At 72.2% G+C, this 22294-nt stretch carries 21 protein-coding genes; 8 read left to right on the top strand and 13 right to left on the bottom strand.

Annotated features, from left to right (window positions below; translation table 11 throughout):
• Positions 1 to 67 precede the first annotated feature (67 nt).
• Positions 68 to 499, bottom strand: coding sequence for a division/cell wall cluster transcriptional repressor MraZ (gene mraZ, locus AB0H12_RS06795; protein ID WP_053715381.1), 432 nt, complete (start codon positions 497 to 499; stop codon positions 68 to 70).
• A 460-nt stretch (positions 500 to 959) separates the two neighbouring features.
• Here mraZ and AB0H12_RS06790 point away from each other — a divergent pair, with 460 nt between their 5' ends.
• From AB0H12_RS06790 to AB0H12_RS06780, 3 genes are read left to right on the top strand one after another with little or no spacing between them, the layout of a single operon-like run.
• The gene (locus AB0H12_RS06790; RefSeq protein WP_499621359.1) at positions 960 to 2099 is read left to right on the top strand and encodes an AAA family ATPase; all 1140 of its coding nucleotides are present in this window, start codon (positions 960 to 962) and stop codon (positions 2097 to 2099) included.
• A gap of 1 nt (position 2100) precedes the next feature.
• The gene (locus tag AB0H12_RS06785) at positions 2101 to 3366 is read left to right on the top strand and encodes a DUF58 domain-containing protein (RefSeq protein ID WP_499621357.1); all 1266 of its coding nucleotides are present in this window, start codon (positions 2101 to 2103) and stop codon (positions 3364 to 3366) included.
• Positions 3367 to 5835 (top strand): transglutaminase TgpA family protein, encoded by a 2469-nt coding sequence (locus AB0H12_RS06780; RefSeq protein ID WP_499621356.1) that lies wholly within the window; start codon positions 3367 to 3369, stop codon positions 5833 to 5835.
• Positions 5836 to 6135: 300 nt separating this feature from the next.
• Here AB0H12_RS06780 and AB0H12_RS06775 read toward each other — a convergent pair whose 3' ends face one another.
• From AB0H12_RS06775 to AB0H12_RS06750, 6 genes are all read right to left on the bottom strand, one after another.
• Positions 6136 to 6519 carry an SCO2097 family morphological protein gene (locus AB0H12_RS06775; protein ID WP_033437744.1) on the bottom strand — a complete coding sequence of 128 codons (384 nt, stop codon included), beginning with the start codon at positions 6517 to 6519 and terminating at the stop codon, positions 6136 to 6138.
• Positions 6520 to 7530: 1011 nt separating this feature from the next.
• Complete coding sequence (locus AB0H12_RS06770; RefSeq protein ID WP_499621354.1) at positions 7531 to 8454, bottom strand: hypothetical protein; 924 nt, start codon at positions 8452 to 8454, stop codon at positions 7531 to 7533.
• Between the two features lie 179 nt (positions 8455 to 8633).
• Entirely contained in the window at positions 8634 to 8891 is a 258-nt protein-coding gene (locus AB0H12_RS06765; RefSeq protein WP_230570232.1) for a hypothetical protein, read from the bottom strand.
• Between the two features lie 84 nt (positions 8892 to 8975).
• Complete coding sequence (locus tag AB0H12_RS06760) at positions 8976 to 9617, bottom strand: Crp/Fnr family transcriptional regulator (RefSeq protein WP_499621353.1); 642 nt, start codon at positions 9615 to 9617, stop codon at positions 8976 to 8978.
• A 98-nt stretch (positions 9618 to 9715) separates the two neighbouring features.
• The gene (locus AB0H12_RS06755; protein WP_499621352.1) at positions 9716 to 10999 is read right to left on the bottom strand and encodes a DNA polymerase IV; all 1284 of its coding nucleotides are present in this window, start codon (positions 10997 to 10999) and stop codon (positions 9716 to 9718) included.
• A 38-nt stretch (positions 11000 to 11037) separates the two neighbouring features.
• Positions 11038 to 12138, bottom strand: a complete 1101-nt coding sequence (locus AB0H12_RS06750) for an amidohydrolase family protein (RefSeq protein ID WP_499621351.1) — start codon at positions 12136 to 12138, stop codon at positions 11038 to 11040.
• A 36-nt stretch (positions 12139 to 12174) separates the two neighbouring features.
• Between AB0H12_RS06750 and AB0H12_RS06745 the strand changes: the two genes are divergently transcribed.
• Complete coding sequence (locus AB0H12_RS06745; RefSeq protein WP_499621350.1) at positions 12175 to 13506, top strand: glutamine synthetase family protein; 1332 nt, start codon at positions 12175 to 12177, stop codon at positions 13504 to 13506.
• Positions 13507 to 13512: 6 nt separating this feature from the next.
• On the opposite strand, the gene AB0H12_RS06740 is transcribed toward AB0H12_RS06745, so the two are convergent.
• The 3 genes from AB0H12_RS06740 to AB0H12_RS06730 form a co-directional block, all read right to left on the bottom strand.
• Complete coding sequence (locus AB0H12_RS06740) at positions 13513 to 14124, bottom strand: sigma-70 family RNA polymerase sigma factor (protein WP_499621349.1); 612 nt, start codon at positions 14122 to 14124, stop codon at positions 13513 to 13515.
• A gap of 195 nt (positions 14125 to 14319) precedes the next feature.
• The gene (locus AB0H12_RS06735; protein WP_499621348.1) at positions 14320 to 14910 is read right to left on the bottom strand and encodes a sigma-70 family RNA polymerase sigma factor; all 591 of its coding nucleotides are present in this window, start codon (positions 14908 to 14910) and stop codon (positions 14320 to 14322) included.
• Between the two features lie 78 nt (positions 14911 to 14988).
• The gene (locus AB0H12_RS06730; protein ID WP_499621347.1) at positions 14989 to 15711 is read right to left on the bottom strand and encodes a class I SAM-dependent methyltransferase; all 723 of its coding nucleotides are present in this window, start codon (positions 15709 to 15711) and stop codon (positions 14989 to 14991) included.
• Between the two features lie 34 nt (positions 15712 to 15745).
• Here AB0H12_RS06730 and AB0H12_RS06725 point away from each other — a divergent pair, with 34 nt between their 5' ends.
• Genes AB0H12_RS06725 through AB0H12_RS06710 form a run of 4 tightly spaced genes read left to right on the top strand, consistent with a single transcriptional unit; the run spans position 15746 to position 19028 of the window.
• Positions 15746 to 16582 carry a ParA family protein gene (locus tag AB0H12_RS06725; protein ID WP_499621346.1) on the top strand — a complete coding sequence of 279 codons (837 nt, stop codon included), beginning with the start codon at positions 15746 to 15748 and terminating at the stop codon, positions 16580 to 16582.
• A complete protein-coding gene (locus tag AB0H12_RS06720; RefSeq protein ID WP_499621345.1) occupies positions 16579 to 17214 on the top strand; it encodes a LysE family translocator in 636 nt (211 codons plus the stop codon). Before AB0H12_RS06725 ends, AB0H12_RS06720 begins: the two co-directional genes overlap by 4 nt.
• On the top strand, positions 17201 to 17995 hold the full coding sequence (locus AB0H12_RS06715) for a DNA-formamidopyrimidine glycosylase family protein (RefSeq protein ID WP_499621344.1): 795 nt from the start codon (positions 17201 to 17203) through the stop codon (positions 17993 to 17995). The genes AB0H12_RS06720 and AB0H12_RS06715 overlap by 14 nt, the downstream gene beginning before the upstream one ends.
• 10 nt (positions 17996 to 18005) lie before the next feature.
• Entirely contained in the window at positions 18006 to 19028 is a 1023-nt protein-coding gene (locus tag AB0H12_RS06710) for a quinone-dependent dihydroorotate dehydrogenase (protein WP_499621343.1), read from the top strand.
• 31 nt (positions 19029 to 19059) lie between these two features.
• Here AB0H12_RS06710 and AB0H12_RS06705 read toward each other — a convergent pair whose 3' ends face one another.
• The 3 genes from AB0H12_RS06705 to AB0H12_RS06695 all read right to left on the bottom strand — a co-directional run bounded on the left by AB0H12_RS06705 (position 19060) and on the right by AB0H12_RS06695 (position 22185).
• Complete coding sequence (locus tag AB0H12_RS06705) at positions 19060 to 20304, bottom strand: uracil-xanthine permease family protein (RefSeq protein WP_499621342.1); 1245 nt, start codon at positions 20302 to 20304, stop codon at positions 19060 to 19062.
• 221 nt (positions 20305 to 20525) lie between these two features.
• Positions 20526 to 21305 (bottom strand): phage shock envelope stress response protein PspM, encoded by a 780-nt coding sequence (gene pspM / locus AB0H12_RS06700; protein WP_499621341.1) that lies wholly within the window; start codon positions 21303 to 21305, stop codon positions 20526 to 20528.
• 16 nt (positions 21306 to 21321) lie between these two features.
• Complete coding sequence (locus AB0H12_RS06695) at positions 21322 to 22185, bottom strand: PspA/IM30 family protein (protein ID WP_499621339.1); 864 nt, start codon at positions 22183 to 22185, stop codon at positions 21322 to 21324.
• Positions 22186 to 22294 lie beyond the last annotated feature (109 nt).

Here is a 22294-nt window from a genome sequence, read left to right as displayed (position 1 = left end):
CGAAAGCCGAGCGGACCGAGGCCTCACGGCACCCGAAACCTCGAAGCAAACGGCCGTTCCAGCCGATCTAGAAGACGCCGGGCAGCACCTCCTCGCGCGCCGTGGCGTAGCTGTCCTCGTGTTCCTCGAGGTAGCGCTGCCACGCCTGCGCGTCCCAGATCTCCAGCCGGTTGATCGCGCCGATGACCACGCACTCCTTGGTCAGCCCCGCGTACCGCCGCAGCTCCGGTGCGATCGACACCCGGCCCTGGCCGTCCGGCCGCTGCTCGTCCGTCCCCGCGAACAGGTAGCGCTGGTAGGCGCGGACGGCCTCGTTGGTGAAAGGAGCGTCCGCGACCTTGCGCGCCATCTGCTCGAACTCCGCCCGGGGGAACACGTAGAGGCAGTGGTCCTGGCCCTTGGTGACCATGAGACCCCCCGCTAGCGCGTCCCGGAACTTCGCAGGCAGCGTCAGTCGGCCCTTGTCGTCCAGCCTCGGGTAGTGCGTGCCCAGGAACACGGCGCCCACCTCCCGACGCCGGAAGATTCACTTCCGACCGGCAGTGGAGCCCCCGTCTGCCCCACCGGCCGCCACAGTACCCCACTTTTCACCACAGTCAACGCTGAAACGGGTGGTTGCACGGCCTGCGCCGAGGCGTTTACGCAGGTAGAGCGAAGATGTCCACCGTGGAGCGTGGTGGGGGACGCCGACCGCGACCACCTCCGCGGGTGAGGCGAACCTGCCCGAACTCCACCCGGATGGCCCAGTGAAATCGGGCAAAACCGGTTCGCCGGCGACCCGGGTGGGGAATGGTGGTGGGGTGCGGTGAACCGGCCGGCTCGGCCGGCCGTGGAACCCACGAGCACGAAACTGTTCAATCGGTGTAGGGCGCTTCGCCCTGGTTTGACACACTGCGTGAAACGCTCACCGCCACCGCGAACCGGTCGCGGTAGGGCCGCGCCCTGCTCCAGGAGGTCGAGTGACTCCGAGTACACAGCCAGCCGCGCTGCCAGAACACTCCTACGGGGGCAGCGGCGCGCCGGCGGGCAACCAGGTGAACCCCGTCGGCGGGGCCGACAACCGCGCCGCGCACACCAACCACGTGCCGCCGGTCCGGGAAGAAGCGCTCGGGGAGCTGCACGCCACGGTCGGGCGGATCGCCGCCAACGTGGAGAAGGTCATCGTCGGCAAGCCGGACGTCGTCCGGGTCGCGCTGGTCACCCTGCTGGCCGAGGGCCACCTGCTGGTCGAGGACGTGCCGGGCGTCGGCAAGACCTCCCTGGCCAAGGCGCTGGCCCGGTCCATCGACTGCACCGTGAGCCGCATCCAGTTCACCCCGGACCTGCTGCCCAGCGACATCACCGGCGTGTCGATCTACAACCGGCAGGACAACGACTTCGAGTTCCGCCCCGGTCCGGTGTTCGCGAACATCGTGGTGGGCGACGAGATCAACCGCGCGTCGCCGAAGACCCAGTCCGCGCTGCTGGAGTGCATGGAGGAGCACCAGGTCACGGTCGACGGGCAGACCTACCCGCTCGGCGCGCCGTTCATGGTGATCGCCACGCAGAACCCGATCGAGATGGAGGGCACCTACGCCCTGCCCGAGGCGCAGCGCGACCGGTTCACCGCGCGGGTCTCCATCGGGTACCCGGACCCGCAGGCCGAGCTGGCGATGGTGGACGAGCACGCGGGCCACGACCCGATGGCCGACCTGCGGCCGGTGTCGGACGCCGAGCAGGTGCTGCGGCTGGTCAACGTCGTGCGGCGGGTGCACCTGTCGCCGGAGATCCGCCGGTACGCGGTGGAGCTCGTCGGCGCCACCCGGCGGCTGCCCGAGCTGCGGCTGGGCGCGTCGCCGCGCTCGACGTTGCAGCTGGTGCGGGCGGCACGGGCGCAGGCCGCGCTGGCCGGTCGCGACTTCGTGGTGCCGGACGACATCCACGCGGTGGCCGTGCCGGTGCTGGCGCACCGCCTGGTGATGACCGCGGAGGCGCAGGCCGCCCGCCGGTCGTCGGCCGACCTGGTCCGCAACCTGCTGCAGCGGGTGCCGGTGCCGCAGGCGGCGCTGGACCCGACCGGGCAGTTCCTGCACAACGTCAACCCGAACAACCACCGCTGACATGCGCGGAGCCCTGTCCGGGCTGACCACCCGGGGCCGGTGCCTGTTGGCCGCGGGGTTCGCGGCCGGGTTGTGCGCGATCGTGCTCAACGAGCGCGACCTGCTGCGCGTGGCGGCGTTCGTGGTGGCCCTGCCGCTGCTGGCGGCCTGGCTGGCGCAGCGGGCCAGGGTCGGCCTGCACGCGACCCGGCTGCTGAACCCCAGCCGGGTCCAGGTGGGCACGGCGACGGACGTTCGCGTGGAGCTGCGCAGCGCCGGACGGCTGCCGACCGGCGGGCTGCTGCTGGAGGACGCGGTGCCGTACGCGCTGGGCGCGCGCCCGCGGTTCGTGGTGGAACGGCTGCCGCGCAACGTCGTGACCGTGCTGCGCTACCCGCTCAAGCCGGTGATGCGCGGCGTCCAGCAGGTGGGTCCGCTGATGGCGCGGATCACCGACCCGTTCGGCCTCGCCGAGTTCGACCGCGAGATGGCGGGTCGCAGCCGGCTCGTCGTCGTGCCGCGGGTGGTCGGGCTGACCGGCCTGCCCACCGGTTCGGGCATGGGCTCCGGCGACGACGGCTCGATCCGGCTGCGCGCCGGACAGGGCGAGGACGACGCGGTGGTCCGCCCCTACCGGCACGGCGACGACCTGCGGAAGGTGCACTGGCGCTCGACCGCGCGGCGGGACGAGCTGATGGTGCGGGTCGAGGAACGGCCCTGGCGCGGCGGCACGACCGTGCTCCTGGACCACCGGCTGGTCGCGCACCGGGGCAGCGGTCCTGGCGCGAGCCTGGAGTGGGCGGTCTCGCTGGCCGCGTCGATCTGCCTGCACCTGCACCGGTACGGCCACCAGGTGCGCCTGGTCGGCGACGACGGCCGGGTGCTGGCGGGCGGTCCGGGCAACAGCGGGTACAGCGACTCGGTGGTGCTGGACGCGTTGGCCGCGCTGACGCCGTCGCACCGCCGTGAGCCCGCCACGGGGTTGGACCCCGGCGCGGGTCAGGAGGTGATCGCGATCCTCGGCGGCAGCACGCCCGCCGTGGTGGACGCGCTGGTCCGCAACCGGCCGCGCGGCATGCGCAGCCTGGCGGTCGTGATGGACGTCGCCGCGTGGGGTTCCGCGTCCGAGGAGCCGGCGCCCGACCCGGCCGACGCGCAGCGGTTGCTGAGCGGCGCGGGGTGGGGCGTGGTCGTGGCGCGGCCGTCGACGCCGATGGGCCAGGTCTGGCAGGAGCTGTGCCACAGCGCGGGCAACCGCGGCCCCGTGGTGCGCACGGAGGTGGGCTAGGTGACCGGCAGGACGGGCGCGGTGGGCAACGACAACTGGGTGGTGAACGCGACACCCGCGGTCGCCGGGCTGGCCACGCTGTGCGCCGCGACGGCGTTGTCCAGCGTGCTCGACGGTGTGCTGTGGCTGGTGTACCTGGCCGTGGCGATCGCGGTGGTCGGTGGCACGGGCGTGCTGCTGCGCGCGACGCGGGCCGCCGCGCCGCTGGTCGCCCTCGGGCAGGTGCTGGCGTTGACGTGCCTGCTGGTGACGATCTTCACCCGCAGCGGTGTGCTCGTCGTGCTGCCCGGTCCGCAGTCGTTGCAGGACCTGGTGGCGGTGCTCGGCGACGCGATGACCGAGGTGCAGACCGGCGTGCCGCCCGTGCCGGACAGCCCGGCCATGCGGTGCCTGGTGATGGTGGCGATCGGGCTGGTCGCGATCCTGGTGGACACCCTGGCGGTCGGTCTGGCGGCGCCCGCGGCGTCGGGGCTGGTGCTGCTGTGCGTGTTCGCGGTGCCCGCGTCGCTGGCCGACGAGATGCTGCCGCTGTGGACGTTCGTGTTCGGCGCGGGGGCGTTCGCGCTGCTGCTGGCCGTGGACGGGCAGCACCGGCACGAGGCTTGGCGCGGCAGGTTGCCCAGTGGCGGGCAGAGCGGGTCGGGACCGGCGGCGACGGCGGTGGCCGGGTTGGCCGTGGTGGTCGCGCTGCTGGCGGGCGCGGGCCTGACCCTGGTCGGCACGGTCGGTCGGCTGCCGGGCACCGGCGGGGAGGTCGGCGGCGGCAGCGGCGGGCTGGGCATCGACCCGATGACGCAGCTGCGCGGCATGCTCAACCAGGGCGCGCCGCGCGAGCTGTTCCGGGTGCGCGACATGCCGGGCACCTCGGCGTACCTGCGGGCGATGACGTTGCGCCAGTACGTGCCCGACAAGGGCTGGGAGCTGGGCGGGAACATGCCGGAGGGCGTGCCCGCGAACGGCCCGCTGCCCGAGCAGCCCGGCGATCCGGGCGACGGCAGGGCCACCAAGGTCCGGATCGAGCCGGTGGACTGGGTGGACAACTGGCTGCCGGTGTACGGGCGACCGCGCGGCCTCCAGGAGGTCGACGACAACTGGAGGTTCGACCCGGAGCGCGGGATGGTCTACAGCGTCCGGCCGCGCAAGTCCGGGGAGTACACGCTGGAGACGGTGTTCGACACGCCCTCGGCGGACACGCTGCGCAAGGTCGGCGGCCAGGTGGACATCGACTCGGCGTACCTGGACGCGCCGGGCGTCGAGGGCCGGGTGGCGGACTTGGCGCGGCGGATCGTGGCCGGGCACGACAACCAGTTCGACCGGGCGACCGCGTTGTACCGGTACTTCACCGACGGCACGCAGGGCTTCGAGTACAAGGTGCAGACCTCGACCACGCGCACGTCGGTCGACGCGTTGGAAGACTTCGTGTTCAACGGCAAGGAGGGGTTCTGCGAGCAGTACGCGTCGGCGATGGCGATCATGGCGCGGGCGGTCGGCATCCCGGCGCGGGTGGCGCTCGGCTTCACGGCCGGGTACGCGACCGGTGACGTGCAGACGATCACGTCGCAGGACGCGCACGCGTGGGTGGAGATCTACTTCGCCGGCTACGGCTGGATGACGTTCGACCCGACGCCGCTGGTGGACGGTCGGGGCGCGACCCCGCCGTACATCTCCGGCCTGAACCCGGACGACGAGGAGGACAGCCCCAGCGCGAGTGCGACGGCGACCACCACCACGACGGTGGCTCCGGGCACGTCGGCGTCCGCGTCGGCCGTGCCGGACGCGTTGGGTCAGGACGGGACGACGTCGACGGAGGAGTCGACGCCGACGTGGCACTTCGTGACGCTCGGGGTGGTCGGGCTGCTCGCGTTGCTGGCGACGGTGGCTGTGCGGTTCGGCGGGCCGCGGTCGGCGGGGCCCGGGTCTGCGGGGCCGGGGTCGCGTTCGCCGGGGTGGTTGCGTCCGGCGGCGTTGGTGGCGGCGTTGGTGGGTTGGGCGGTCGTGCTGGCGTTGGCGGTGGCGCTGCTGTCGTGGTGGTTGGCGGCCGTGCTGGTGGTGGCGTTGGCGGTGGCGACGCCTGCGGCCGTGCGGACTTGGCGACGGCAGCAGCGGTTGCGCGCGGTGGCCGGGTTGGGCCCGGATGCCGCGAGTGCGGCTTGGCAGGAGTTGGTCGCGGAGTCCGTCGACCGGGGTACGCGCGTGCCGCGCACGGAGACCGTGCGGGTGGCGGCACGGCGGTTGGTGCGGGCGCACAACCTGGACGAGCAGGGGCGGGACGGGCTGCGTGCGGTCGTGGGCGCGGTGGAGCGGTCCTGGTACAGCGCGCAGGCGGCGGCGGACCCGTCGCTGCCCGGTGCGGTGGACAACGTGCGCCAGAGCCTGAGCCGCAACGCGCCGTTGGCGCTGAAGGCCAAGGTCCTGCCCCGGTCGGTGCTCCAGCCGAAGCCGCCGGTGGAGCAGAACGCGGACGAGTGATCAGGGGACGCTGAACGGTGGTGTGACGGTCCGAGGGCCGGGGACTTCCCCCGGCCCTCGGCCTTTCGCCGGGCCTCCCCTTGCACCGGCCCTCTGCCTCGCGCCGGCCCTCTCCCCTCGCACCGGGTTGCACCGGGCTTCTTTCCTTGCACGGGCCGCACCCGTTGCGTCGGGCCTCAGGGCCGGCCTCGCCTGGGAGTCCGGTCCCTTGCCGGGCAGGCACGCAGACGGCCCGCCCCGGAGGTTCCCGGGGCGGGCCGTCTGCGTTGTTCAGTCGTTCAGTCGGGGCTGTCGCGTGGACTACTCGTCCTCGAAACGGCGACGGAAACGTTCTTCCATCTTCTGTGAGAACGAGCTGCGGCTGGGCCGGCTTCCCTCCTCGCTGGGCTCTTCGGCACCCTGGTCACCACGACGCAACGTCGTCACGGTGAGCAGTACGCCGAAGAACATCAGCAGGAAGCCGACCACGCTCACCACCGGGATACCAGCGAGCTTCGGCAGCATCACACCCGTCACCAGCAGTGCCACACCCACGGCGAACAACGCGATGCCTTGGATGCGACGCCGTCGGGACGGCTTGCGCAGCTTGGCACCGCGCACAGTGGATGCGAACTTCGGGTCCTCGGCGTAGAGCGCGCGCTCGATCTGGTCGAGCAGTCGCTGCTCGTGCTCGGAGAGTGGCATGGCTCCTCCTCCGGCACAGCGGTCGCGGGCGCCGGGTAATCACGGTTGCCGCCGGTCCCGGCGGACGCCCCGCCCGGGGGGCGTCACAACCAGGATACGATTCGCGAGGCTTGGCGACTACCCAGTCCGTGCCCCTAAGCGGTTCGTTCTGTCACCATCATCCTCACGGGTCAACGGTCAGACCACCGTGAGGTCGCAGAAGGTGCCTCGACGTCAACTGTCAAGGCCTGAGAAAGCTCCGATGTTCACTCCCCTGCGAGGGTGATCGAGGGCCTACGACTACCCAACTGCGGCCCCGGAACGGGCGCCAACACCCCTTCACCCTTCTTCGCGTCCCACGATCGAACCCTTTGCATACGCTCTGTAACCGAGCTAGCACCCCCTTGGCCGAGCCCGCAGAGACCAAGATCACAACCTGCCACCGGCCTTCCGCCTCCCCGCACCACCGCAGCGGGCGGCGACACAGGCCGGGTACGGAACCACGAACCGACCCCACGCGCACGCACCTCCTTGTTGGCTCTAGGTGTTCGCCACCTTGCGTTGAGTGTTCTCGGGCGATGGATGGTGGCTGCGACGCCGAGGCCGGTCGAGATTGGCTCCTCACCTCCGATTCCGGTGGTGGCCGGCTTGCGGGCCGTGGTCGGTGAAAAGGGGTGGGCAGGGCGCGGGGTCACGTTGGACTGGACGCTGCTCTCCTCTCGTTCGGGGTCGACACCGGGTCGAGGTCGGGTCGAGGTCGGGTCGGCAGGCTGAGGATGAGAACGGGCTTGGCGTGCGCCGGGTGGATCTGGATCGGGCTCGCGGTCGGTGGTCGGTGGTCGGTGGTCGGTGGTCGGTGGTCAGGGGATGGGCCGCAGCCGGGCGGTCGGGGACGGCTGCAAGCGGTCGGGGTCGGCCGCAGCTGGTCGGGGCGCCGGCGGCGGTTGGGAGGTTGGTGGCCAGAGGTTGGGTGAATGGGTGGCCGGGAATGGGTGGTGTGGGGTTGGTCGGTGTGGGGTTGGTCGGTTGGCGTTAGGGGTGGGGTTGGGGCCTCCTTGGGAGTGGGAGGTGGGTTGGGGTGATCAGCGGCCTTGGGCGGGTGGTGGCTTGGGTGGAGGCGCGTAGTAGGTCCTGGGCTACGGCGGTCGGTGATTGGCGGAGGCGGGAGGGGGTGGTGTGGAGGACGACGACGCCGGCGGCTTCGAGGAGGTCGGCCCCGGGGGTTGGGGTGTTGAACTGCCAGGCGAGGGCGCGGTCGTTCCACCAGGCGTCGGCGATGCCCAGGGGACGACCTTCCGCGCTGGCCAGGGGGACACCCCAGGTCGGTGGTGGCAGGGGAAGGTCGTCCAGGACCGCTTTGGCCCAGGCTTGGGGCACCGACCGCACGCCGTCGGCCAGTTCGGAGAGGACTTGCCTGGCCTGTTCCGAGGACCTGGCGAGTCCTGCCTTGAGCTCGGCTACCGGGACTCCGCCGTGGCGCACCACCTCGGTCAGCACGGCTCGGACGTCGTCACGTTGGTTCAGCGACCTCGCGGTGTCGATGGCGGCCCTGGCCAGTGGTGCGGTCAGGAAGCCTCGGCGCAGGACCGGGTCGGGTAAACAGCGGACCCGGGTGATGCGGACCTTCGCGGCCGGTTCGAGGGCGCGGTTGACGAGGATCTGGACCGGGCCGGTGGCCGGCAGGGCTCGCAAGCCGTGCAGTTGCAGCGCGTCCACGCCGGTGAGCAGGGTTCGCGGGCCGCCGTAGCGGAGGGCCGCGCGGACCAGTTGCGCACGCGTCGGCGGTGTCCGGGCCAGGAGCAGGATTCCCGGCAGGACGTGCTGCCACGGGCCGCGCGGCCGGCAGCGGACGGCCAGTTCCCCGCTCGGCAGACCCAGGCTCAGGAGCTCTGACGCAGTGGCGACGCGGTGGGGGAAGAGACCGCCCAGGGCGTCCAGGTCGATGGTGGTTCGCATGTGTCCACCATCGGCGGTTCGGGTGGGGTGGTCGATGGGGAGATCGCGAACTGTGGACAACTCGGTGGGCTGTGGACAACTTCCCGGCGGACAGAATGAAAGGAGGCCTTCCGCAGACCCGACCGTCTGCGGAAGGCCTCAGCGAACGGCGGCCACCCCTCGTTGGCCACCGCGTGGTCTTACAGGCGGACGAGGTCCTCGTGGATCTCCACGTCCAGCTCGCGGCGGACGGAGCGGACCTCGCGCCAGGCGTCGTAGACGGCGACCAGGCCACCCGCGAGCACGAACGAGACGGCGAGCGCGACCACACCGTCGAGCTCGGACTTGACGACGACAACCACGGCCGCCCACACCATGACGGCGGTGAAGACGAGAGTGCTCGCGAGGCGTTCGGTGAACCGCCGGCGGGACCTGGCAGGCTCCTCGATGTGGTTCATGACTCCCCCTCTGGACTCGGCTGATGACTCATTTGTAGGAGTTCCGCCGCCCGAGTTCTGCGTCAGATGACGCACAAGGGGAAATCAGTTGGTGAAGTCGTAGAGCCTGCTCACCTGGTGGATGTCGATCTTCCTCCGCCCGGTGCTGATGATGCCCTCCTCGCGCAGCCCGCGCAGCACCCGCACGAGCGATTCCCGCGACGTGCCCGCGATCCCCGCGAGTTCCTCCTGGCTCAACGCGATCGCGCCCTGGTCGGCGATCCCCCGCTGCAACGCCACGTCGATGAGCACGGCGGCGACCCGCTGCGTCGCCGTGCCGCTGATCTGCACGCGCTGGCGGTCGGTGTCACGTTGCCGCGACACCACGACGATCAGCACGGACCACGCGATGCGCGGGTACCGCTGGCACAGGCCGGCGAACGAAGCGGCCGACAGCACCAGCGCCCGCACGTCGCCCAGAGCCCGCACGGTCGCCGAACGCGGCCGTCCGTCCACCGCCGAACGCTCGCCGACGATGTCACCCGCCCCGCGCACGGCCAGCACCTTCTCGCTGCCGTTCGCCGTCGTCGCGGTCACCCGCAGCAGGCCTCGGCGCACGACCAGCACGTGCCGGGTCACCTCGCCCTCGTAGCAGACCACGGCGCCGGACGGGTAGTCGCGCTCGACACCCGTCGCCAGGAGCACCTCGTGCTCGGAGGGTGTGAGCAGACCCCAGAACCGATCCACGCCCCCCACTGTGCCGGGTGATCGACGTGCGAGGCCCCGATCAGGCCCGCGACCACCCGAACGGCGCGGGCAACGGGGGCGGGAAGCCGAACGCGCGATCAGTCGCCGCGCTCCGGCTTGGGCTCGTCGTGCCCCGACCTGGTCGGTCCCTGGCCCAGCAGCGAGGCCGGGCGGATCGCCGCCGTGCCGAACCTCGACCGCGCCTGGTCGGCCGCCTGCTCCGCCTCGCGCCAGCCGCGCTCCGGCGCGTCGAACATCAACTGCTCGCCGTCGTCGCCCTCGACCAGCTGCTCGATCCGCACGCCGATCAACCGCACCGCCCCCGGCGGCACCTGCTCGTCCAGCAGGGTCGACGCCGTCTTGTAGACCTCCTGGGTCACGTCCGTCGCCACCCGCAACGTCTTCGACCGGGTGATCGTGGTGAAGTCGGAGAACCGCACCTTGATCGACACCGTGCGCCCGCGCAGCCCACGCGACCGCAACGTCGCCGCCGAACGCTCCGACAGCCGCAGCAGCTCCCGGCGCAGCAACTCCCGGTCGAAGTGATCGACCTCGAAGGTCTCCTCCGCGCCGATCGACTTCTCCCGCGTGGACGGCACCACCGGCCGGTCGTCGTGCCCCTGCGCCAACGCGTGCAGGTGCTCGGCCAACGCCACGCCGATCAACCTGCGCAGGCGCGGCAACGGCGTCGCGGCCACGTCCGCCACCGTCTCCAACCCCACCCGGTCCAGGTTCTCGGCCGTCCGCCGGCCGACACCCCACAGCGCCGACACCGGCAACGGGTGCAGGAACGACAGCACCTCGTCGCGCGGCACGACCATGAACCCGTCCGGTTTGCACATCCCCGACGCGAGCTTGGCCAGGAACTTCGTCGGCGCCACGCCCACCGAGCAGGTGATCCCGTGCGCCTCCTCGACCTGCTCGCGGATCAGCTTCGCGATCTGGCCCGGGGTGGCGCGCATCCGCTTCAACGCCCCGCTCACGTCGAGGAACGCCTCGTCCAGGCTCAACGGCTCCACCAGCGGCGTGATGTCGCGGAAGATCGACATCACCCCGCGCGAGACCTCCTGGTACCGGGCGAAGTTCGGCGGCACGAACACCGCGTGCGGCGCGAGCCTGCGCGCGTGCGAGGTCGGCATGGCGGAGCGCACGCCGAACTCGCGGGCGATGTAGTTCGCCGACGCGACCACGCCCCGGTTCGCCGTGCCGCCCACGACCACCGGTTTGCGCGCCAGCTCCGGCCGGTCGCGGATCTCGACCGACGCGTAGAAGGCGTCCATGTCCACGTGCAGCATCGAGCAGCCGGTGTCGTCCGGCCAGACGTCGCCGCGGGCGAGGAAGCGATCGACCAGACCGCGCGGCAGGTTCGCGCTGCGGCCCACGACCACCCCCGTCCAGAACCGAACACCCGTTCGAGACTCTACTCCAAGCGGTAGGCCCGTTGCGCGTTCTCCCACCCGATCAGGCGAGCGATCCGCTCCGCGTCCGCCAAGGCGAAAGCATGGTCCCTCAGACCGGCCGAGAGGAAGTCCGACAACGCGCGGCGGAAGAACAACGCGCCCAGGTAGTACAGCTCGGCCAGCGCGAACGCGTCGGTGGAGAACAGGAACTTCCCGAACGGCACGATCTCCAACGCCTCCGCCATCACCCGGCTCGCCCGGTGTGCCACCGAGTGCGTGGCCAACCCCAGGTCCACGAACACGTGCGGGAACACCTGCGCCAGGTAGCCGGCGTTGCGGTGGAACGGGTAGTTGTGCAGCAGCATGATCGGCACGCCCAGCGGCGCCGTCGCCCGCAGCAGGCCCGTGAGCAGCGCCGGGTCGCACTCGTGCAGAGACAGGTCCGCGTCCCCGAAGCCGACGTGGAACTGCACGGGCAGCCCCCGGTCCAGCGCCTCCCACACCACGAACCGGCTGATCACCTCGTCCGCGCACCGCGTCGAGCCGGACCTGAGCCACCGGTCCGCCGCCGCCACCACCTCGGCGTCCGCCGGCCGTGCCGGGTCGAGGTCCAGCCCCACCCGGTAGGCCGCGATCGACTTGGCCGCGACCGCGGACGACGAGTCCAACGCCTCCCGCACCCGCGCCGGGAACCCCGAGGCGCCCTCGGGCACGACGTCCTCCGCCACCCGCTCCAGCCGCAGCACGCGATGTTCACGCGAACCGGTGAACGAGGCGGGCCCCGCGAAGCCCTCCGGCCACACCCCGTCGTCCACCAGGAACGTCGAGATCTCCGCCGCCGACACCAACGCCCGGTTCACCTCGGCGGCGCCCAGCGACCGCCGCCGCGCCACGTACTCGTCGGCGGGCGCGAGGACCGGCAGGTCCAGCAAAGGCGCACACCAGCGCCGCACCGCGAGCCCCAACGACGAGTCGAACAACGACGTGCCCAACGGCGACGCGGACTCGGCCTCGGTCAGGTTGGACTCGAAGCCGTCCCGGTCGAGGTCAACGCCCAGCACCCCGTGGCAGTGGTGGTCCACGAGGCGCAACGACGCCACGCACGGCAGCAGATGGTCCACTTGTTGAACAGTAGTGACCTGGTGTAACCACGCACGATGGACACCGCGGAGCGGGAACACCGACGTGCGCTGGCGGCCGAGATGGTGGACGACCTGCTGGAGCAGGACGTCGTGGCGGTCGCCTTGACCTGGGTCGACCACAGCGGCATCACGCGGGTGAAGTCCGTGCCGCTCGCGGGGCTGCCCAGAGCCGCCGCAGACGGTGTCGGCGCGTCGCCGGTGTTCGACGCGTTCCTGCTGGACGACACGATCGTCGCCGGGCGGCACGCGGGCGGGCCCGTCGGCGACCTGCGGCTGCACCCGGACCTGGACCGGCTCACCGTGCTGGCGGGCCAGCCGGGCTGGGCGTGGGCGCCGGCCGACCGCTTCGACCAGCAGGGCGAGCCGCACCCGCAGGACGAGCGCGGCCTGGCCCGGGCCGTGGCCGACCGGCTCACCGTGCACGGCTACGAGGTCCAGGCGGGTTTCGAGGTGGAGTGGGTCGTCGGGCAGGGCGACACCGACGAGTTCCGGCCCGCCACCACCGGGCCCGCCTACGGCCACGCCCGCCAGGTCGAGCTGTCCGACTACGCCGCGGACCTGCTGTCGGCGTTGGCCGAGCAGGACGTCGAGGTGCTCCAGTTCCACCCCGAGTACGCGCCGGGCCAGTTCGAGCTGTCCACCACGGCCGACGACCCGGTGCACGCGGCGGACACGTCGGTGCTGGTGCGGGAGACGATCCGGGCCATCACGCTGCGGCACGGCCTGCGGGCGTCGTTCTCGCCGAAGGTCACCGCCGACGGCGTCGGCAACGGCGGGCACCTGCACCTGAGCCTGTGGCGCGACGGCCGCAACCTGTTCGAGGGCGGCGAGAGCTGGTTCGGGCTGACCGAGGACGCCGACGCGTTCGCCGCGGGTGTGCTGCGCCGGCTGCCGGCGCTGTGCGCGATCGGCGCGCCGTCGGTGGCCAGCTACCTGCGGCTGGTGCCGCACCACTGGGCGGGCGCGTTCGCCGTGTGGGGCCTGGAGAACCGGGAGGCGGCGCTGCGCCTGGTCGCGGGTCGCGACCTGGAGGTCAAGTGCTACGACCTGTCGGCGAACCCGTACCTCGTGGTGGCGGCCACGATGGCGGCGGGCCTGGCCGGGATCGTGGAGCAGGCGCGGCTGCCCGAGCCGGTAGGGGTCGACCCGGCCGCGCTGCCGGAGGCCGAGCGCCTGCCGACGTGCCTGGAGGACGCCGTGGCGGCGTTCGAGGCGGACGAGGCGCTGACCGAGGCGTTCGGCGCGGAGTTCGCCGCGACGATCGCCGACGTGCGGCGCGGCGAGATCGCCCGGTTGGCCGACTGCCCACCGGAGGAGGTCGCCGCGCTGACCCGCTGGCGGCACTGAACGCCGTCAAGCGTCGTGCCGGGCCTCGTCCAACGCCTTGCGCAACCGGGTCAGGGCCCGGTGCTGGGCCACCCGCACGGCGCCGGGCGTCGAGCCGACCGCCTCGGCGGTCTCCTCGGCGGACAGGCCGAGGACCACCCGCAGCACCAGGATCTCCCGCTGCCGGGCAGGCAGGACGCCGAGCAGCTGACCCATCCGCTCGGACAGCTCGCCCTGCAACGCCCGCTGCTCGGGCCCCGGCTCGACACCCGCGCTGTCGGGCAGCTCCGGCACGGACTCGGCGCGGTTGCGCGCCGACGCGCGGTGCGCGTCGGCCACCTTGTGCGCCGCGATCCCGTACACGAACGCCATGAACGGCCGGCCCTGCTCGCGGTAGTTGGGCAACGCCTTCAGCACGGCGAGGCAGACCTCCTGGGCCACGTCCTCCGCCGACGCCGACGCCCGCTGCCCGTGCCCGACCCTGGCCCGGCAGTACTTCACGATCACGGGCCTGATCGCGGCCAGCAACGCGTCGACCGCCCGCCGGTCGCCGCGGACCGCCCCTTCGACGTGCGCCTCCGGTCCCCCTTCCACCCGTGCCGGCGAGGAGGACACGACGTCCTCGCGCTGAACCGACATCACCGACCTGAGTCCCGGAACAACCGACAAACCAACCACCATCGCCGCCATCGCGAGCTCCTTGGCGTCCGCGCGCTGGACGCCCCTCGGGGGCACATGCGAACGCGACGCCGGCCGCACACGGGGATGACGCGACTCATATGAAGTTACCCCGAATGGCCGCGTTTAGCCCCCAATCGGACTAGTGGAGACCCGCTACTGGGTGCGCTGCGTGATCAAGGGTCGTTCGATCTCTCTTCGGAGCCGGGTCAGCGCCCGGTGCTGCGCCACCCGGACCGCGCCGGGCGTGGCGTCGACGGCGGCGGCGGTCTGATCGGCCGTGAGCCCGACCACCACCCGCAGCACGAGGATCTCCCGCTGCTTGTCCGGCAGCAGGCGCAGCAGCTCACCCATCCGCTGCGCCAGCTCCACCCGCAACGCCGACTGCTCCGGGCCCGCCCGCTCGTCGTCCGGGCCGTCGGGCACCTCCGGCACGGGCTCGGCCCGGTTGCGCAACGCCGCGCGGTGCGCGTCCGCGACCTTGTGCGCCGCGATGCCGTACACGAACGCCAGGAACGGCCGGCCGTGGTCCTTGTAGGTCGGCAACGCGGTCAACAGCGCCAGGCACACCTCCTGGGCCACGTCGTCGGCCGACGTGGACGATCGCTCCTGACCACCGACGCGGGCGCGGCAGTACCGCACCACCAGCGGGCGGACGGCGGCCAGCAGCGACGCGACCGCCCGGCGGTCGCCGGCGACGGCGGCGCGCACCTCGTCTTCCAGGTCCTCGGGCGCGGTGGCGGCCATCAGCCGGCCCCGGCTAAGTGCGGGTCTCCCATGGCGGGTCCTCTGCGGTAGGCGGCGGAGGACTCCGTTCTACCGCACTCAGGCCGGCTTTCGGCCCAGGAGGTGCAAGCGGGCTGCCACGTCGCGCAGCGGCGGGCGGGTCGACGCGGCCAGTTCCAGCTCGGCCAACGCCTCCGCGGCGCCCGGGTTGGCCTCCAGCACGGCCCCCGGCACCAGGTCGGACACCACGCCGTGGCCCTGGACCAGCTCCACCTTCAACCCCGCGGCCACCACCAGCGCCTCCAAACCGGCCACGTCGAACCGGCGCAGCAGCGGGTCGCGCGTGCCGACGAGCTGACCGGCCTCGTCGTCCAGCAGCCGCCGCGCGTCCACCAGCCGGCCGGCGATGGCCCGGTGCAGCACGGCCGCGTACCGGTTGGCCACGAGCAACGACACCGCGCCGCCCGGGGTCACGGCGGCGGCCAGCGCGGCCAGCGCGGCGCCGACGTCGTCCACGACCTCCAGCAGACCGTGCGCCAGCACCAGGTCCGCCGAGGCGTCCCGGTCCAGCGCGTCGGTGTCGCCCTGGACCGCGGTGACGCGGTCCAGCACGCCTTCGTCGGCCGCACGGCGGTGCAACGTCGCCAGCGCGTCGGGGCTCGGGTCGATCACCGTCACGGTGCACCCGGCCACGGCCAGCGGCACGGCCCACACGCCGCTGCCACCGCCGACGTCGAGCACGCGCGGCGGTTCACCGCCCCTGCGGGCCCGCGCGGCGGTCAGCTCGGCGTCGAGCACCCTGTGTACGGCGTCCGGTCGCATGGACGTAGAGCGTAAGGGCCGTAGGCTGCACTACGTGCATACGGTGGCGGTGCTCAGCCTCAAGGGTGGCGTTGGGAAGACGACGGTCGCGCTCGGTCTCGCGTCGGCGGCGCTTCGGCGCGGCGTCCGCACGCTGGTCATCGACCTGGATCCACAGTGCAACGCCACCTCCACGCTGGAACCGGAGGACACCGAGGCCAGCATCTACGACGTCCTCCAGGACCCGAGCCGCGACACGGTGGACAAGGCGATCGCGCCCAGCGCGTGGGGCGACGGGGTGGACGTGCTCGCCGGTTCGGAGGACGCGGAGTCGCTGAACCACCCGGACCCGGGCGAGACTCGGCTCGGCAGGCTGCGCGAGGCGCTGCGGCTGTTGCAGGACGACGAGGACCCCTACCAGCTGGTGCTGCTGGACTGCCCGCCGTCGCTGGGTCAGCTGACCCGGTCGGCGCTGGTCGCGGCGGACCGCGCGCTGCTGGTGACGGAGCCCACGATGTTCGCGGTGGCGGGCGTGCAGCGGGCGTTCGAAGCGGTGCAGGCCGAACGTGAGCACAACGAGGACCTGCAGCCGCTGGGCGTGGTGGTGAACCGGGTGCGGCCGAGGTCGCACGAGCACCAGTTCCGCATCGACGAGCTGCGGGACATCTTCGGGCCGCTGGTGATGCCGGTGGCGCTGCCGGACCGGCTCGCGGTGCAGCAGGCGCAGGGTGCGTGCATGCCGATCCACGAGTGGGGCACGCCGGGCGCACGTGAGGTGGCGTTGGCGTTCAACCTGCTGCTGGCCCGGATACTGCGGATCAGCCGGAGCAGACGCAGGGCCGTGCACCACGACTTCGACGACGAGGAGATCGAGGAAGCGGTGGACGCGTGAGCACGGCCGCCCTCTTGGCGTTCACCGTCGCCGCCGTCCTGCTCACGATCACGCCGGGCCTGGACACCATGATGCTGTTGCGCATGGTGCTCGGCGGCGGGCGCAAGGCCGGCCTGGTCGGCGGGTTCGGCACCACGCTCGGCTGCCTGGTGTGGGGCGCGGCGAGCATCGCCGGGCTGACCGCACTCCTGGTGGCGTCTCAACTCGCGTACGACGTCGTGCGCTACGCGGGTGCGGCGTACCTGCTGTGGCTCGGCGGATCGGCGCTGTGGAAGTCGTGGCGCGGCGGCACGTTCGACGGGCCGGCCGACGTCCTGGCGATCACGCCGGCGCAGGCGTTGCGGATCGGGTTCACCACGAACCTGCTCAACCCCAAGATCGGTGTGTTCTACCTGAGCCTGCTCCCCCAGTTCCTGCCGTCCGACCAGGCGTCGGCCGGGTGGGGCGCGCTGCTCGTCGGCCTGCACGTGGCCATCGGCCAGGTGTGGCAGCTCGTCGTGGTGTGGCTCGCCGGGCGTGCGGTGGTCGTGCTGGCGAAGCCCGCCGTGCGGCGGTGGACCGAGCGGCTGACCGCGTCCGTGCTGGTCGGGTTCGGCCTCAAGATGGCGTTCGACAGCGGTGCCCGAGGGTGACACGGTCTTCCTGGCCGGGCATCGCCTGAACGAGGCGCTGGCCGGCCACCGGCTCCTGCGCGGCGAGATCCGCCACCCGAAGTGGGCCACCGCCGACCTGGCCGGGCGGGACGTGCTGGAGGTGCGTTCGGTCGGCAAGCACCTGTTCACCCGGTTCTCCGGCGACCTGAGCCTGCACAGCCACTTCCGGATGGACGGCGCGTGGCACCTCTACCGGCCTGGCGAGCGGTGGCGGCGTCCCGGCCACCAGGTGCGGGCGCTGCTGGAGGTGCCCGACCGGGTCGCGGTGGGGTTCGCGCTGCACGACCTGGAGCTGCTGCCGACCGACCAGGAGTCCCGGCTGGTGGGCCACCTGGGGCCTGACCTGCTGGGTGACTGGGACGACGGACGCGCGGCCGAGGTGGTCGCCAGGCTGGCCGCGGACCCGGACCGCGAACTGGGGCTCGCCCTGCTCGACCAGCGCGTGATGGCGGGCGTGGGGAACCTCTACAAGGCCGAGGTGTGCTTCCTGCTCGGGGTCTCGCCGTGGAGCCCGGTGTCGGCGGTGGACCCGGCGGACGCGGTGCGGCTGGCGCGCAAGCTGCTGCTGGCCAACGCGTGGCGCCCGGAGCAGAGCACGACCGGCCTGATGGGACGCGGGCGGCAGCACTGGGTGTTCGAGCGGGGCGGCAAGCCGTGCCTTCGCTGCGGGACCAAGGTGCGCGTCGGCGGGCAGGGCGCGGGCGTGCTGGAGCGTCCCGCGTACTGGTGCCCGCGCTGCCAGCCAGGGCCGATCGCTTAGGGTTACCGCCGTGGTCTACAAGAGCGTGGTGCGCAAGGCGTTGTTCCGGATGCACGGCGGGGACGCGGAGCGGGTCCACGAGACCACTCTCGGCGTGATGGCGAAGCTGAGCCCGGCGGCGAAGCTCGTGAAGCGCAAGCCCGCCTCGGCGCGCACGGTCTTCGGCGTGCGGTTCCCCAACCCGGTCGGCCTCGCCGCCGGACTGGACAAGAACGGCCGGGCGCTGCCCGCGTGGGCCGCGCTCGGGTTCGGGTTCGTCGAGGTCGGCACGGTCACCCGGCACGCGCAGCCCGGCAACCCGAAGCCGCGCCTGTTCCGGCTGCGCGACAGCGAGGCGATCATCAACCGGATGGGCTTCAACAACGACGGCGCGCTGGAGCTGGCCAACCGGCTCGACCGCCTCGGCCCGCTGTCCGTGCCGCTCGGGATCAGCCTCGGCAAGTCCAAGATCACACCCGTCGAGGACGCCGTGGAGGACTACCGGACGTCCCTGCGCGCGCTCTACCGGCACGGCGACTACTTCGCGATCAACATCAGCTCGCCCAACACGCCGGGTCTGCGCAGCCTCCAGGACCGCGGCGCGTTGACCGAGCTGCTGTCCGCGCTCAACGCCACGGCGCACGACCTGGCGGGGTCGAAGCCGCGCAAGCCGATCCTGGTCAAGATCGCGCCCGACCTGACCGAGGAGGCGATCGCCGAACTGCTGGAGGTGTGCGCCGCGCACGAGGTCAGCGGCCTGATCGCGACCAACACCACGTTGTCGCGCGACGGCCTCGCGCCCGCCGACCGGAGCCTGGCGGATGAGGCGGGCGGGCTGAGCGGCAGGCCGTTGACCGAACGCGCCCGCGAGGTGGTGCGGTTCGTGAGCCGGGAGACCGACGGCAAGCTGCCGATCATCGGCGTCGGCGGCATCGCGAGCCCGGACGACGCGAAGCGGATGCTGGACGCGGGCGCCAGCCTGATCCAGCTCTACACCGCGTTCATCTACGAGGGCCCCGGGCTGGTGCACCGCATCAACCGCGAACTGCGTTGAACCGCCGCTGCGCCGCAGACGGCGGGTTGACCTAGGCCTTCCGGGCGGTCCGGAGCCAGCGCAGGATCGGGTGCAGGATCACCACGAGCAGCGAGCCCCAGACCAGGCCGCCGAGTTCCATGTCACCCAGCTCCAGCGTCAGGTCGCCGACCCCGGCGACCAGGGCCGCGCCGCCGACCAGCGCGTTGCCCGGGTTGGCCAGGTCGACCCGGTTCTCCATCCACACCCGCACGCCGACCAGGCTGATCAGGCCGAGCAGCACCAGCGTCGCGCCGCCGACCACGCCCGCCGGGATGGTCGCGAGCACGGCGGTGACCTTGGGCGAGAACGACATCAGCACCGCGGCCACCCCCGTCACCGCGTACGCGGCGGTCGAGAAGACCTTGGTCACGCCCATCACGCCGATGTTCTCGGAGTACGTGGTGGTGCCCGACCCGCCGCCGACGCCGGCCAGCGCGGTGGACACGCCGTTGGCGATGATCGAGTCGCCGACGTTGCCGTCGAGGTTGCGGCCGGTCAGCGCGCCGATCGCCTTGACGTGGCCGACGTTCTCCGCGACCAGCACGATCACCACCGGCAGCACGAGCAGGGTGACCGACGGCCGCAGCTCCGGCGCGTGGAACTCGGGCAGCCCGAACCACGCCGCCCGACCCACCGCGGCCGTGTCGACCAGGCCGAGCCAGAAGCCGAGCGCCCACCCGACGACCACGCCGATGAGCACGGAGAAGCGGAACGACGAGCCGCGGCCGAGCACGCCGCACAGCAGGATGATCCCCATCGTGACGACGGCGGGCAGCGGCTGCTGGGCGAACGAGTCGGTGGCCCGGTGCGACAGGTTGAGCCCGATCAGCACGACCACCGCGCCGGTCACCACCGGCGGCATCACGGCCTCCAGCAGCCGCACGCCGAGCGCCTTGACCGCGACCCCGATGATGATCACCAGCAGGCCCGCCGCGAGCACGCCGCCGAGCTGCGCGGCGATGCCCTCGTCACGGGCGGCGGACAGCGGCGCGATGAACGCGAACGACGCGCCGAGGTAGCTGGGCACGCGGTTGCGGGTGATCAGCAGGAACAGCAGCGTGCCGAGACCGGAGAACAGCAGGGTGGTGCTGACCGGGAGACCGGTGGTGGCGGGTACGAGGATCGTGGCGCCTGCCATCGCGACCAGGTGCTGGGCGCCGAAACCGATGGTGCGCGGCCAGGTCAGCCGCTCCTGCGGCGCGACGGCGTCACCGTCGATGGGGCGGCCATCACCGCGCACGGTCCACAACGCCACTCAATGACCTCCCCCGGCGACCAGGACGGACCACGCTGTCCGACCCAGGGATCCTGCCACGCCAAGTAGTGGCCGCGGCTATATAACGGTCTGATAATCACACGATCGCAGCAGCGTACGCCACCGCAGCCTGAAGGTTAGCGCAACTCCGCTACGCAACGTGACGCAATCGTGGTTCGTGCAGATGGCGGTGCGAGAGGTGCGGAGATCCGCGACGAGCGTCAGCGCGACAGCTCGCGCAACGCCGAGGCGAGGCCCGCGAGGTGGTCCGTCGCGTCGCCCAGGACCTGCCGCGGGTTGGAGGCGGTGCTCTCGGCGAGCACCCGACCGGCGGCGGCGACGAGGCCGCAGTAGCCGTCCACGCCCTCGTCGAGCTGGGCCCGCAGTCTTCGCACCCCTTCGACCAGCGGGGCGCGGTCCAGCGGCGGGGCGGTGTCGCGCGCCCGTTCCACGGCCTGCAACTGGCGGGAGACGGCCCGGATCGCGGACGCGGCCTCGGCGCCGGTCGCGCGGGCCTGCTCGACCGAGTCGGCGGGGATGGACGTCAGCGCCGCGGAGTCGAGCTGGCGCAGCAGCTCCCGCAACGTGTCCTGGGCGTCCTCCAGCCGTTCCATCGGCTGACGTGCCGCCGAGGACCGGGCGGGCAGCGGCTCGGGCGTCGGCGCGGCCTGCAGCTGCCGCCGCTCGGCGTCGATGACCCTCATCTTCAAGTTGGTGCGCACGGCCAGCACGGACGTGCCGGCGAACCCGAGGGCCGCCACCACTCCGGGCGCCGCGCCGAGCACCCCGACCAGCGTGAGCGTGCCGACCACCGCGAGCAGGGCCAGCACGATCAGCCAGAAGGTGAGCACGCGGCTCGACCGGCGGTACCGCCGGTCGAGCTTCGCGCGCGGGTCGTTCCAGGCGGCGTACCGCCGCTTCACCTGGTCCGCGATCTGCCCTTGGAGCTGGCCGCCGATGACCTGTGCGATCTCGCCGGCCACCTTCCGCCGGGGTTCCATCGCGGACACCACCCTCTCAGCTCTGGCTCGCCGGCGGGTTCTGCTGGACCTGCTGGGTGGGCTGCGCCTGCGTCTGCTGGACCCGTTGCTGGATCTCCTGCTGGATGCTCGCGCTCGCACTCGCGGGCTGACCGCTCGTGACCTCACCGGCGACCTTGCCGCCCGCCATCGACGCGCGGATCTGCTCCAGCCGCGAGTGGCCCGCCATCTCGGTGGTCGACTGCTGGACCTCCAGCATCCGGCCCTGCACCGAGTTCTGCGCCAGCTCCGCGGAACCGAGCGCGGTGGTGTACCGCTTCTCGATCTTGTCGCGGACCTCTTCCAGCGACGGCGTGTTGCCCGGCGCGGCCAGCTCGGTCATCTGGCGCAGCGAGTGCGAGACCTGCTCCTGCATCTTCGCCTGCTCCAGCTGGCTGAGCAGCTTGGTGCGCTCGGCGAGCTTGGTCTGCAGGACCATCGCGTTGCGCTCGACCGCCTGCTTCGCCTGCGTGGCAGCCTGCAACGCCTGGTCGTGCAGCGTCTTCAGGTCCTCGATGCTCTGCTCCGCGGTCACCAGCTGGGTGGCGAAGCCCTGCGCCGCGGTCTCGAACTGCGCCGCGCGCGTCTCGTCACCCTTCGCCCTCGCCTCGTCGGCGAGCACGAGCGCCTGGCGTGCGGATGCCTGGAGCTTCTCCACTTCGCCGAGCTGGCGGTTGAGCTTCATCTCGAGCTGGCGCTGGTTGCCGATCACCGCGGCGGCCTGCTGGGACAGCGCCTGGTGCTGCCGCTGCGCCTCCTCGATGGCCTGCTGGATCTGCACCTTCGGGTCGGCGTGCTCGTCGATCTTGGACGAAAAAGCCGCCATGAAGTACTTCCATGCCTTCACGAAAGGGTTGGCCATCTCCTACGCCTGCCTTCTCCGCACTTCCCTGGCTCGCGCTCGTGATTGGCAACGACCCGGTGCCGGTGTTGGTTCCATCGTGTCAGGTGTCCCGCGCTGCTTCCACCGA

This window comes from Actinosynnema sp. NPDC023794, assembly GCF_040639675.1.
Lineage (GTDB): Bacteria > Actinomycetota > Actinomycetes > Mycobacteriales > Pseudonocardiaceae > Actinosynnema > Actinosynnema luteola.
This window is presented reverse-complemented; position numbering and strand designations above follow the sequence as displayed.

Bases quoted from the DNA above. Each gene is read 5' to 3' on its own strand.
- AB0H12_RS06785 (WP_499621357.1), top strand. From the start codon at position 2,101: ATGCGCGGAGCCCTGTCCGGGCTGACCACCCGGGGCCGGTGCCTGTTG.
- AB0H12_RS06775 (WP_033437744.1), bottom strand. From the start codon at position 6,519: ATGCCACTCTCCGAGCACGAGCAGCGACTGCTCGACCAGATCGAGCGC.
- AB0H12_RS06770 (WP_499621354.1), bottom strand. From the start codon at position 8,454: ATGCGAACCACCATCGACCTGGACGCCCTGGGCGGTCTCTTCCCCCAC.
- AB0H12_RS06765 (WP_230570232.1), bottom strand. From the start codon at position 8,891: ATGAACCACATCGAGGAGCCTGCCAGGTCCCGCCGGCGGTTCACCGAA.
- AB0H12_RS06745 (WP_499621350.1), top strand. From the start codon at position 12,175: ATGGACACCGCGGAGCGGGAACACCGACGTGCGCTGGCGGCCGAGATG.
- AB0H12_RS06740 (WP_499621349.1), bottom strand. From the start codon at position 14,124: ATGTCGGTTCAGCGCGAGGACGTCGTGTCCTCCTCGCCGGCACGGGTG.
- AB0H12_RS06735 (WP_499621348.1), bottom strand. From the start codon at position 14,910: ATGGCCGCCACCGCGCCCGAGGACCTGGAAGACGAGGTGCGCGCCGCC.
- AB0H12_RS06730 (WP_499621347.1), bottom strand. From the start codon at position 15,711: ATGCGACCGGACGCCGTACACAGGGTGCTCGACGCCGAGCTGACCGCC.
- pspM (WP_499621341.1), bottom strand. From the start codon at position 21,305: ATGGAACCCCGGCGGAAGGTGGCCGGCGAGATCGCACAGGTCATCGGC.
- AB0H12_RS06695 (WP_499621339.1), bottom strand. From the start codon at position 22,185: ATGGCCAACCCTTTCGTGAAGGCATGGAAGTACTTCATGGCGGCTTTT.